Genomic DNA, 13489 nt, shown 5'->3' with positions numbered 1-13489 from the left:
GCGTGGTGAGGCTCAGCGGCTCTTTTCCAGCAGCCGGGCTTTTTCTTCAGGGCTCATGCTGTCGAGCCGCAGACGGGCCTGGGCCAGCTTGAGCAACTGGCCAGGGTTGGCTTCGCGCTCGCGCAGCGCCTGGGCAAGGGCGGCAACCGTAGCGTGGTCGAAGATGACGCCTGGATTGATGTCGCACTGCAGCAACTTGCGAATACCTGCCGCCAGCTTGATGACCAGCAGCGAATGCCCGCCCAGTGCAAAAAAGTCCTGCTCGATGCCCACTTGCTCCAGCCCCAGCAGTTGCGCCATGCGCTGCGCAATCACGGTTTCCAGTGCATCACGCGGGGCCAGCAGACCCGCCGCAGGTTCATTGCCCACCTGCCGCAACGCTTGCCGGTCGAGCTTGCCGTTGCCCAGGCGCGGCAACCGTGGCAATGCCTGCAGGGTACGCGGCAGCATCACCGCCGGCAGTTGCCGGGCAAGGTACTCGCGGACCGCGTCCAGGGCAGCCGCCGTGGCCTCGTCGCGCAAGCTGACATACGCGCTCAGCGCTTCTCCATCACACAACACCGCCGCCTCGACCACCTGCGGTGCACCCGACAGCTGTGCCTCGATCTCCGCCAGCTCGATGCGGAAGCCGCGTATCTTCACCTGATGGTCGCGCCGGCCTTGCAGCTCGATAGCACCGTCCGGGCGATAGCGGGCCAGGTCGCCGGTGCGGTAAAGCCGCTCGCCCGCCACGAACGGGCTCTCGACGAACGCCGGCGGGTCACTTTGCACGTCTTGCAGGTAGCCGCGACACACCTGCTGCCCACCGACATACAGTTCGCCCAGCACGCCGGTGACCGCCAACTGCAAGTGCTGATCCAGCACATAGACCTGGTTGTTGGGCAACACCTGCGACAACCCGAGGGTGCCGGTCGGTACCGCCCGAACCGGGTGCACCATGACCCCGACCGTGGTTTCGGTCGGGCCGTAATGGTTGAACAGCTTGCAGTCCGGACGTATCTGCAACAGGCGCTGCAGCAACGCCGCGCTCGGGGCTTCCCCCCCCAGGATGACGGTGGCCGGTACTGCCGGTGCCTTCGACTCCAGCAGCGCGCTCAGGTGCGACGGTACGATCTTCAGGCAGTCGATTGCCTGCTGCTCGAGGTACGCAGCAAACAGTTCAGCATCCTTCATCACCTCGTCGGCGGCCACGTGCAGTGTCGCACCCACATACAAGGCTGCGAACAGCGTGGTATGGCCAAGGTCGGCCGACACCGTCGAGCCGAATGCGAAGTGACGACAGCCCTCCAGCGCCAGCGTGTGGCACACGCCTGCGGTGTAGTTCAGCAGTTGCCGGTGCTCGACCACCACGCCTTTGGGGGTGCCTGTCGAGCCCGAGGTGAACAGGACATAGGCGGCATCGCTGGCGCTGGCGGCGTGCGGTTGCAGCCGTGCAGTGTCAACCGCCAGCGGGTACAGGCTGTCGAGGCTCAGCGCCTCTATGCCCTGCTCACGCAGGCTGGCCACCGCTGCCGGTTCGACCAGCACCTGCGTGGCGCCGGCCTGTGTCATCAGGCGCACCTGCCGGGCAACGGGCCAGTGCGGCTCCAGCGCCAGGTAGGCTGCGCCGACACGCCAACTGGCCAACATCGCCACGACCCAGTCCAGCGAACGCGGCAGCGCCAGTGCCAGCACCGCCCCGGGTTGCACGCCAGCCTGCTGCAGCGCCAGCGCCAGGCGCTGCACTGCCAACTCCAGTTGGGCGTAACTCAGGCCCGCGTCACCTGCGACCAGTGCCAGCGCGTCGGGGGTGTCGATTGCCCACTGGCTGATCTGTGCCGCCAGTGATGTCGCGGCCAGTGGTTGCGGCGCGGGGTTGATCGACAGCAGGCGCTGGCGCTCGGCTTCACCCAGCAGGTTCAACTGCCGCAGCGGGCGGTCCGGCGCCTGGACGATGCTGCGCAGCAATTCAATGTACTGCTCCAGCAGGCCTTGCATGCCGCGCGCACTGTAGCGCCCGGCCAGGTAATCCAGGCTCACGGTAATCGGTTGGTCAGCACCCGCTGCTGGGCAAATGCGCAGCTGCAGCTCGATGCCCGTCGGCAGGCGTGGCGCCAGTAGCTCGCCCTGCCAGCACAGACCGCCGGCAACCTGCGGCGCGAGCGCCGGCGTAGTGGAAAACGCCACGGTCGGCACGGCTGTGGGCACCCATTCCGGTACCCAGTACTCCTGCCACGCCACATGCTGCTCCAGCGCGGCGCCGAGCGCTGCAAGGTGCTCGCCGAAACGGGTTTCGTCAGCCCACTGCAGGCACAACGGCAATAACTTGCTGAACGACCCCGCACTGTTCGCGAAGTAGTCATAATCCTGTCGCGCATCGTGCTGCCAGGCGCCCAACAACTGGTTGCTGTCGCCAAGCCGGCCCAGCAAGGCCCACCAGGCCGCCTGCAGCATCGTGTCCAGGCTGGCCTGACGGGCGTCGGCCAGGCGTTGCAACTGCCCCTGCAAGGCCAGCGGCAGATTCACCTGATGGTGTGCCTGATGCGTCGCTGGTTGGTCCTGGCGATAGGCTGGCCAAGGCGCGCTCATGCCCTGCTCCGTTGGCATCAGGTGCCCTTGCCAGTAGCCACGGGCTGCCGCTGCATCCTCATCCTGGGCCACTTCGGCACGCCACTCCAGGTACTGCCCGAAGGCTTCAGGCAGGTCTTCATCCGGCACGGCTGGCGTGTCATACAACGCCGCCAGGTCACGGTACAGCATGGCCATGCCAGCCGCGTCGCAGGCAAAGCCCGCCACCCCCAGCCATAGATGCCACTGCTCGGCATCGGCGGCCGGTACCAGCAAGGCCTGGGCGGCTGGCAGCTGGTCGATTTCGAAGCGCTGCTGCAACCAAGGCTCGAGCAGTGCCGGCGCACCTGCCTCGGCCTGCACTGCCAGCGTCAGGGCTGGCCGCCGGGCGCCGATGAACTGACGCATGCCGCGGTATCCCGGGGCAGTGCCCAGGCGCCCGGCCAATATCGGGTGGCGCTCGACCAAGCGCTCAAGCGCCTGGCTCAGGCGCGCCGGGTCCGGCCGGCCCTGAACGCTGATCTTCAGCAGCGTCGCGGCCTGTGCCCAGTCCGGGCAAGCGGGCAAGGCATCGAGCCAGTGTTGCTGGTCGACGGTCAGGGCAAAACCGATGTCCTCGGCCTGGTCTACGTAACTGTTCATCCCTGGGCCTCCTCGGTCGCCATCACCTGCATGGCCGCAGCCGCCTCCAGCGCGGCCCGGTCGAACATGTCGCCCATCGCCACGACGATCTTGCGCGGCCCCTCGTACGGGTCACGGGCATGCGCCGCCAGCATGTTGTCGACCAGGATCACGTCGCCTTTCTGCCATTGGAACCGCACGGCACAGGCTTCATACAGCTCGCCGATCAGTTGCATGTCCTGGTCGGGGATCGGCGAACCATCGCCGAAGTACACATGCCGTGGCATGCGCTCCAGGCCGAACATGGCCAGCAGGTCTTCACGCGCATCCGGCTCCAGCCAATAGATGTGGTGCAGCTGCACCTGGTTGAAGAACGAGCGTGCGCCGGTGATCGGGTGCGTGATGATTGCCGGGCAGCGGGTGCGGGTCTGCAACTCGTCGTTGTCCAGCCAGCGCCATTCGATGCCAGCGGCACGGCAACGGGCCTCGACCTCGGCGCGGTCATCGGTGCGGAAGAAATGCTGCCATGGCACGTCGAGCTTGTCGGCGAACGTGCGCACATACAGCAGCCCTTTGTCCTCGAGGGTTTGCCGCAGTGCCTGCGGCAGCTTTTCGTACATCAGGCGGCAGTCGACCACCGGCGTGGCACCGCCGACCGGCGAAGGCTGCTCGCAATAGAACATCTGCTTGCGCGGCCAGCTGTCCTGGTGCGCACTCTCGTTATGGAACAAGATCATTTTGGTTTCCGGGTACGGCGTGGAGCGGTAGGTGTTCTTGCCCCCCTCCTTCTTCGGCAGGTCACCGTATTGACCGTAAAGCCCCGGCTGTACAGCTTCGGCGAATGCTTCAAACCCCTGGATACCCTCCAGGGCAAAGCCGCGGAACAGGATCCCGGCATGCTCGCCCAGCTTGCGCTCGACCAGCGGCCGGTTGTTGCGCACCCACTCGATCAGGTCGATCGATGCGTCGCCAGGCTCGACGAGCAACGGGAACAGCTGGCCTGGTACCAGCAGCGACTCGCGCACCGCTGCCCGTGGCGGTGCAGCTGCAGTGGCGCCGGCAGAGCGCTTGAGGAATTTGCCCAGCTTGTCGGCCTTGCTGGCCGGGGCGCTTACCGGTGTGCTGCCAGCCAGGGCGCCACCCTGTAATGGAACGTTCATCGCTTGCCACCTCATATCCTGAACACTGACGATCTGTTCGAGCATCGCGATCCATGCGCTGACGAGTCGCTGGATATGCTCTTGCCTGAAAAGCGTTGTCGCAAACTGCCAGTTGCCACTGAGCTGCCCGGCCTCCTGTTCGATGAACAGGGCCATGTCGAACTTCGAATACAGCGCCGGGGCGGGCAGCGCCTGCACGGTAATGTCGGCCAGGGCTTCGCTGCGTACGGGCAGGTTGTTCATCACGAACAGCACCTGCACCAGCGGGTTCATGCCGCGCACCCGCGGGGCGCCATGGGCCTCGACGATCATGTCGAACGGCAGGTCCTGATGCTCCAGGGCCGCGAGCAAGGTGCGCTGGGTGCCCTGCACGAAGTCACCGAAGGCCAGCCCATCGCTCACCCTGGAACGCAGCGGCAATACATTGACGAAGAAGCCGATCAGGCCTTCCAGTTCGCTGTGCTGGCGGCCTGCGGTGTCGGCCCCGACCAGTACGTCGTGGGCACCGCTGGTCTGGTGCATCAACCACTGGAACGCCGCCAGCAGCGTGCTGTACAGGGTCACCCCGGCCTTGGCCGCGAACTGGCCAAGCGCATCGGTCAATGCTGGCGACAGGCTAAAGTCCACCGCACCGCCGGCATGGGAGGCCTGCTCGCTGCGCGGCTGTTCCAGTGGCAGCTCAAGGCGGCCGGTATGGCCCGCCAAGGCCTGTTGCCAGTAGCTTGCCTGGCGCTGCAGCTCACCCGCCTGCTCGAGGGCCTGCTGCCACAAGGCAAAGTCTGAATACTGCAGCGGTAACGGCGCCAGAAGGTGGGTCTGCCCTGGGGCGCTGTGACGGTAGATTTCAACCAGGTCGCGGACCAGCACGCCCATCGACCAGCCATCGGAGATGATGTGGTGCATGGCGAAGAACAGCACATGCTCCTGGTCTGCCAGGCGCGCCAGACGGCAGCGCAACAACGGCGCATGCTCCAGTGCAATCGGTGTGCTGGCGTTGGCCAGGGTGGCTTCGGCAATGCACCGTTGCTGCTCCTGCGGGCTGAACCCGGACCAGTCGTCGAGGGCGATATCCACCTCGATCCGGTCGGCAATCAGCGCCAGCGGATCACCCTCGTCGTCCTGCACGTAGGCCGTACGCAACACTTCATGTCGCTGCGCCAGCGCGTTCAGGCTGTTGCGCAACACCTCGACCTGCAGCGGCCCTTGCAGGCGCAGGGCCAATGGCATGCCGTAGGCAGCACTGCCCCCGGACAATTGTTCGGCAACCCACAAGCGCCGCTGCATCAACGACAACGGTGCGGTGGCTTTTTCTCCATGGGCCAATAGCTCGACACCGTGCGCGGTCGCAGCCTTGCCAGCGCCGCCGAGCGCTGCCAGCAGGCGCTCCAGCACCGGGTGATCGAACAGGTCACGCAAAGTCACTTGCACACCCGGCAGCTTGCGCATCCGCGATACCGCCTGGGTCGCCAGCAACGAGTGACCACCCAGCTCGAAGAAGTGGTCGCCAAGGCCCACCCGCTCAAGGCCGAGCACCTCCTGCCAGATACCCGCAACGTGCTGCTCGAGCGGGGTTTGCGGCGCCCGGTAGGCCTGCTGCAGGGCGCTGTTGTCGGGCTTGGGCAAAGCCTTGCGGTCGAGCTTGCCGTTGGCCGTCACCGGCCAGGCCTGCACCTGCAGGATGTGCGTTGGCACCATGTAGTCCGGCAGGCTGCCCTTGAGCTGTTCGCGAAGGCTGTCGCGCAGTTCGGCGGCGTCCACTGCCATGCCCTGCTCCTCGGCCAGTACGTAGGCCACCAGCTGCTGGCCATGCCCGCTGTCCTGGGCCAGCACCACCGCCTCGCGCACCTGCGGGTGCTCCAGCACCCGTGCCTCGATTTCACCCAGTTCGATACGCAGCCCGCGCACCTTCACCTGATGGTCGATGCGCCCGCAGTACTCGATCACCCCGCTGTCGCGGTAGCGCGCCAAATCCCCGGTGCGGTACAGCCGCTGGCCGTGGCTGCCGAACGGGTCGGGCACGAAACGCTCGGCCGTCAGCGACGGGCGACGATGGTAACCACGCGCCAGGCCCTGGCCACCGAGCATCAGCTCGCCCATGGCCACCTGCGGCAGGGCTTCGAACGCCGGGCCAAGGATGTGCGTGTACAGGTTGGCGATCGGCTGGCCGATCGGCACGCTGTCACGCCCTTCGTCGACACAGGTCCAGTGGGTGACGTCGATCGCTGCCTCGGTCGGCCCGTACAGGTTGTGCAGGCGGGCACCGGGCAGGTGGCTGAACACCTGCTGCTGGGTGTCCACCGCCAGCGCCTCGCCGCTGCAGATCACCTGCCGCACGCTGTGGCAGCGCTGCAGGCCCGGCTCGCGGACGAACACCTGCAGCATCGACGGCACGAAATGCAAAGTGGTGACCTGGTGGCGCTCGATGGTGTCGATCAGCCGCTCCGGCTCGCGATGCTCGCCCGGCGCCGCCAGGGCCAGCCGTGCACCGGTCATCAGCGGCCAGAAGAACTCCCACACCGACACGTCAAAACTGAACGGGGTTTTCTGCAACACCGTGTCGGCGCCGTCCAGCGCATACGCCTGCTGCATCCACGCCAGCCGGTTATACAACGCCAGGTGGCGGTTGCCGGCACCCTTCGGCCGCCCGGTCGAGCCGGAGGTGTAGATGACGTAGGCCAGGTTCTCCGGGTGCAGCCGGCACGCCGGCACCTGCCGCGCGTAACCGCCCAGCTCGCCGGGCTGGTCCAGCAGCAGCACCTGCCCGGCAAACGCCGGCAGCTGCTCGCGCAGGTGGGCCTGGGTCAGCAGCAGTTCAATGCCGCTGTCTTCGAACATGTAGGCCAGCCGCTCGGCCGGGTAGTCTGGGTCCAGCGGTACATAGGCGGCGCCGGCTTTAAGGATCGCCAGCAGGCCAACGACCATTTCCAGCGAGCGCTCGGCGGCGATACCCACCAGGCTTTCCGGGCCGACGCCCTGTTCGATCAGCTTGTGCGCCCATTGGCTGGACAGCTCGCTCAACGCCCGGTAGCTCATGCGCTGGTCGCCGAACAGCAGTGCCGTGGCGTCCGGCTGGCGACGCGCCTGCGCCTCGAACAGCTGGTGCACGCGCCAGTCGCCGGGGTAGTCGGTGGCGGTGTCGTTAAGGTCATGCAGCACCGCTTGCGCCTGCTGCGGGCTCAGCATCGGCAACTCGCCCAACGCCGTTTCGGCGCTGCTCTCAAGCATCTGCTGCAACACCTGCAACAGGTGCTCGCCAAGTTGCTCGGCCAACCGGGCACTGAACCGTGCCCGATCGGCTTTCAACTGCAGCGACAGGTGCGTACCCAGGTTCACCACCAGCGTCAGCGGGTAGTTGGTCTGTTCGTGGTTCGCCACCTCACCAAACACCAGGCTGCTGGTGGTATCGGCCTGCAGCGCTTCGGACACCGGGTAGTTCTCGAACACCAGGATGCTGTCGAACAGCGCTTCGCCGCCCTGCCCGGCCCAGCGCTGGATATCGAACAATGGCGTGTGATCGTACTCACGCAGGGCGATGTTCAGCGCCTGCACGGTGTCCAGCCAATCACCCAGCGCTTGCTCCGGGCGTGGGCTGGCAATGACCGGCAAGGTATTGATGAACAGGCCGATCTGCTGCTCGATGCCCTTGAGTTCGGCCGGCCGCCCAGCCGTGGTCGCACCAAAGGCGACGCAGGCCTGGCCGGTATAGCGCTGCAGCACCAGCAGCCAGGCCGCTTGCACCACGGTATTGACGGTGACCCTGCGCTCACGGGCAAAGGCGTCCAGGCGGGCGGTCTGCCGGACATCCAGTTGCTGTACCCGCTCGACCTGCCCCTGCCCTTCACTACCGGCTGCCCAGTCCGTGGCCCTGGCCAGCAAAGTGGGTGCATCCAGGTCTTGCAACTGGCGGGTCCAGAACGCCTGGCGGGCTGCGCCATCCTGGCGCTGCAACCAGGCAATGTAGTCACGGAAGCGCCCCGGCCCTTGCTCCGGCACGCTGCCGTGGTAGCGCTGCAGCACCTCGCCCAGCAGCCGGGTATTGCTCCAGCCGTCCATCAGGATGTGGTGGCTGGTGTAGATCAGGTGATAACGCTGCGCGTCGAGGCGAATCAGGGTCAGGCGCAACAGCGGCGGCTTGCCCAGGTCGAAGCCGGCCGCGCAGTCTGCAGCAGCGAACGCCTCCAGCGCATCGGCAAGGTCGTCACGGCCACGCCAGTCATACACCGCGAACGGCAATTGCGCCTCGCGCTGAATGATCTGCAACGGGCTGGCCAGCTCACCCCAGATGAAGCTGCCACGCAGCAGGTCATGGCAGTCGACTGCCGCTTGCCAGGCAGCACGGAAGCGCTCGGGATCCACGCCAGTCACATCGACCCGCAGCTGGTTGATGTAATCCCCGCCCTGCTGCAGCAGCGTATGGAACATCATGCCTTGCTGCATGGGTGAAAGCGGGAAGATGTCTTCGACCATCGCTGGCGGCAGCGGCAGGCTGTCGAGCTGGGCCTGGGTCAGGCCGGCCAGCGGAAAGTCCGACGGGGTCATACCGGCGTGTTCGCGCTGGCAGCAGTGTTCGACCAGGGCGCGCAGCTCGTGGCTGTATTCATCGGCCAGGCGCTGTACGGTGGCGACTTCGAACATGTCGCTGCTGAAGGTCCAGCCCAGGCTCAGCTCACCGGCGTAGACCTGGCCATTGAGCGTCAGCCAGTTACCCAATGGCGCGTCCAGGCTTTGCTCATCGCCTTTGGGGTCTGCGCAGGGCACCAGCAGCGCCTGCTCATCGGTTGCCAGGTGGCCATCCAGCTGGCCCAGATAGTTGAAGGTGATGCGCGGCACCGGCAAGGCACGCAGGCACTCACGGCTGGCAGCGTCTGCCAGGTAGCGCAGCACACCATAGCCAATGCCCTTTTCGGGCACGGCGCGCAGCTGTTCCTTGACCTGCTTGATCGACCCATCCAGCGTTGCTGCCGGGCTCAGCCGCAGCGGGAACAGGCTGGTGAACCAGCCGACCGTGCGGCCCAGGTCGAGGTTGTCGAACAGCGCTTCGCGCCCGTGCCCTTCCAGCTCGATCAGGGTCGAGGGTTCGCCGCTCCAGCGGCAGATTACCCGCGCAAGCGCAGTCAGCAGCAGGTCGTTGACCTGGGTACGATAAGCGGCCGGGGCCTGCTGCAACAGCTGTCGGGTCAGCGCCCCGTCCAGGTGGCTGTAGACCGTGTGGGCGTACCGGTTGCTCAGGGCGCCAGCGCTGTTGTCCTGCGGCAGGCTGCCGCTGGCATGGCTCAACTGCGCCTGCCAATAGCCCAGTTCGGCCTGCAACGTGTCGCTGCCGGCGTAGGCCTGCAGCTGTTCGGCCCAGGCCCTGAAGGCACTGGTCTTGGCGGGCAACTGTGGCACCTGCCCGGCCGCACACTGTTGGTAGGCCCGGTGCAAGTCCTCCAGCAGAATACGCCAGGACACTCCATCGACGACCAGATGGTGGATCGCCAGCAACAGGCGCTGACTGCCGTCCGCCAAGGTTGCCAGCACCGCGCGCAGCATCGGCCCATCGGCCAGGTTGAGGCTGCGTTGGGCCTCGGTGCCCAATGCCTGCAGCTCACCGGCATCGGCCAGTGTCGCGCACCATAGCAAAGGTGGCTGTACCGGCCCGGCAGGCCGGTAGCTGGCCTGCCACTGCCCATCAACCTCGACGAAGCTCAGGCGCAGGCTGTCGTGGTGCGTGACCAGGGCCTGCAGCGCCTGCTCCAGTGCCTGTGCATCAAGCACTTGCAGCGGGCGGAACAGCACCGACTGGTTCCACTGCTGGCGGTCGGCAATGGCTGTGTCGAAGAAGGCATGCTGCACCGCCAGCAGCGGTGTGGGCCCGTGCAATGGGCGCTGGTCGGCCTGTGCCGCACACCCCACCTGGGCGACTGCGGCCAGGTCTTGTACCGTCTGGTGCTGGAACAGGTCCTTGGTGGTGAAGCGGATGCCCGCCTGGCGGGCGCGGCTGACCACCTGGATCGAGACGATCGAGTCGCCACCGAGGGTGAAGAAGTTGTCGCTGCGGCCGACCCGCTCCAGCTTGAGCAGGTCCTGCCAGATCGCCGCGATCTGCTGTTCCAGCGGACCTTGCGGTGCACTGTAGGCCTGCTGCAGGGCGCTGTTGTCGGGCTTGGGCAACGCCTTGCGGTCGAGCTTGCCGTTGGCCGTCACCGGCCAGGCCTGCACCTGCAGGATGTGCGTCGGCACCATGTAGTCCGGCAGGCTGCCCTTGAGCTGTTCGCGAAGGCTGTCACGCAGTTCGGCAGCGTCCACTGCCATGCCCTGCTCCTCGGCCAGTACGTAGGCCACCAGCTGCTGGCCATGCCCGCTGTCCTGGGCCAGCACCACCGCCTCGCGCACCTGCGGGTGCTCCAGCACCCGTGCCTCGATTTCACCCAGTTCGATACGCAGCCCGCGCACCTTCACCTGATGGTCGATGCGCCCGCAGTACTCGATCACCCCGCTGTCGCGGTAGCGCGCCAAATCCCCGGTGCGGTACAACCGCTGGCCGTGGCTGCCGAACGGGTCGGGCACGAAACGCTCGGCCGTCAGCGACGGGCGACGATGGTAACCACGCGCCAGGCCCTGGCCACCGAGCATCAGCTCGCCCATGGCCACCTGGGGCAAGGCTTCGAACGCCGGGCCAAGGATGTGCGTGTACAGGTTGGCGATCGGCTGGCCGATCGGCACGCTGTCACGCCCTTCGTCGACACAGGTCCAGTGGGTGACGTCGATCGCTGCCTCGGTCGGCCCGTACAGGTTGTGCAGGCGGGCACCGGGCAGGTGGCTGAACACCTGCTGCTGGGTGTCCACCGCCAGCGCCTCGCCGCTGCAGATCACCTGCCGCACGCTGTGGCAGCGCTGCAGGCCCGGCTCGCGGACGAACACCTGCAGCATCGACGGCACGAAATGCAAAGTGGTCACCTGGTGGCGCTCGATGGTGTCGATCAGCCGCTCCGGCTCGCGATGCTCCCCCGGCGCCGCCAGGGCCAGCCGTGCACCAGTCATCAGCGGCCAGAAGAACTCCCACACCGACACGTCAAAACTGAACGGGGTTTTCTGCAACACCGTGTCGGCGCCGTCCAGCGCATACGCCTGCTGCATCCATGCCAGCCGGTTATACAACGCCAGGTGGCGGTTGCCGGCGCCTTTCGGCCGCCCGGTCGAGCCGGAGGTGTAGATGACGTAGGCCAGGTTCTCGGGGTGCAGCCGGCACGCCGGCACCTGCCGCGAGTACCCGCCCAGTTCGCCGGGCTGGTCCAGCAAAAGGACCTGCCCGGCAAACGCCGGCAGCTGCTCGCGCAAGTGCGCCTGGGTCAGCAGCAGTTCGATGCCGCTGTCTTCGAACATGTAGGCCAGCCGCTCGGCCGGGTAGTCTGGGTCCAGCGGTACATAGGCGGCGCCGGCTTTAAGGATCGCCAGCAGGCCAACGACCATTTCCAGCGAACGCTCGGCGGCAATACCCACCAGGCTTTCCGGGCCGACACCCTGCTCGATCAGCTTGTGCGCCCACTGGCTGGACAGCTCGCTCAACGCCCGGTAGCTCATGCGCTGGTCGCCGAACAGCAGTGCCGTGGCGTCTGGCTGGCGACGCGCCTGCGCCTCGAACAGCTGGTGCACGCGCCAGTCGCCGGGGTAGTCGGTGGCAGTGTCGTTAAGGTCGTGCAGCACCGCTTGCGCCTGCTGCGGGCTCAGCATCGGCAACTCGCCCACCGGCTGTTGCGGCTGGGCTACCACACTGTGCAGCAGATGCTGCCAATGCTGCCCCATGCGCTCGACGCTTGGCGCGTCGAACAGGTCGGTGGCGTAGGTCAGCGATGCCCACAGGCCATCCGCGGTCTCGACCGTGTCCAGGGTCAGGTCGAACTGGGCGTTCACTTCTTCCCACGCCAGCACTTCCACGCTCAGGCCTGGCAGCTGTGTGGCCCCTGGCAGCCGGCGCTCGGCGCTGCGATGGTTGAACATGACCTGGAACAACGGGCTGCGGTTCAGGCTGCGTTCGACCTGCAGCGCATCCACCAGCTGCTCGAAGGGCAAGTCCTGGTGCGCCTGGGCCTCCAGCGCAGTGGCCTTGACCTGCTGCAACAGGCGGACGAACGGTTGGTGCGTATCGATGTCGGCCTTGTGCACCTGGGTATTGACGAAGAAGCCGATCAGGCCTTCGGTTTCCTTGCGGGTGCGGTTGGCGACCGGCACGCCGACGCGGATGTCCGACTGCCCGGTGTAGCGGTGCAACAGGCACTGGAAGGTCGCCAGCAACAGCATGAACAGGGTCACCCCTTCGCGCCGTGCCAGTTGCCGCAGGCCATCGGCCAGTGCCGGGCTCAGTGGCAGGTCGATGCGGGCGCCACGGTAGCTGCTGTGCAACGGCCGCGGGCGATCAGCGGGCAGCGCCAGCACAGGCTGCTCACCGCCCAGCTGGGCGGTCCAGTAGGCTAGCTGGCGCTGCCGTTCGCCGCCATCCATCCATTGACGCTGCCAGGCGGCATAGTCGGCGTACTGGATCGGCAACGCCGGCAGGCTGGCAGGCTGGCCGCTGCTGTACGCGCGATACAGGTGCACCAGCTCCTGCACCATCAGCGCCAGCGACCAGCCATCCGAGACAATGTGGTGCTGGGTGATCAGCAACACATGATCGTCCGGCCCCAGGCACAGCAGGCTGGCCCTCAGCAGCGGGCCCTGGGCCAGGTCGAACGGCTGGCGGATTTCTTCGGTGATACAGGTGCGCAGCCGCGCCGCCCGGTCCTCGCCGGGCGCCAGGGCCAGGGTATGCCTGGCAATGCTCACCGGCGCGGGGGCATGGATCACTGGTGTGGTGCGCTCACCGTCAGTGGCGAAGGTGGTGCGCAGCGACTCGTGGCGCGCCACCAGCGCATCGAAGCTTTGCTGCAGGGCAGCCAGGTCCAGTGCGCCGCGCAGGTTCAGCGCACTGGGCAGGTGATAGGCGGCGCTGTCTGGCTCAAGGTGCCAAAGAAACAGCTGCCGCTCCTGGGCGAAGGACAGCGAAAGCGGCTCGGTCGGATCGCGTCGAAAAACAGGTGCCACGCTGTACAGATCGACACCTTGCTGCTTGAGCAGCACTGCCAGCGCCTTGCGTTGCTTTGCCGACAGTGTTGCTACCGATTCGATTAACTTTTGCACGCCCT

The 13489-nt window shown here is 66.5% G+C and carries 2 protein-coding genes; both read right to left on the bottom strand.

The features are described 5' to 3' along the window. Positions 1–12: 12 nt before the first annotated feature. Positions 13–3189: a non-ribosomal peptide synthetase gene (locus tag ACZ889_RS12370; protein ID WP_476257408.1), complete on the bottom strand. Its 3177-nt coding sequence runs from the start codon at positions 3187–3189 to the stop codon at positions 13–15. Continuing rightward, positions 3186–13484: an amino acid adenylation domain-containing protein gene (locus ACZ889_RS12365; RefSeq protein WP_476257407.1), complete on the bottom strand. Its 10299-nt coding sequence runs from the start codon at positions 13482–13484 to the stop codon at positions 3186–3188. The genes ACZ889_RS12370 and ACZ889_RS12365 overlap by 4 nt, the downstream gene beginning before the upstream one ends. Between the last annotated feature and the right edge of the window lie 5 nt (positions 13485–13489).

This window comes from Pseudomonas sp. TE3895 (assembly GCF_056278855.1).
Note: the sequence above shows the minus strand (reverse complement) of the source record. Positions and strands in the feature narration are given on the sequence as shown.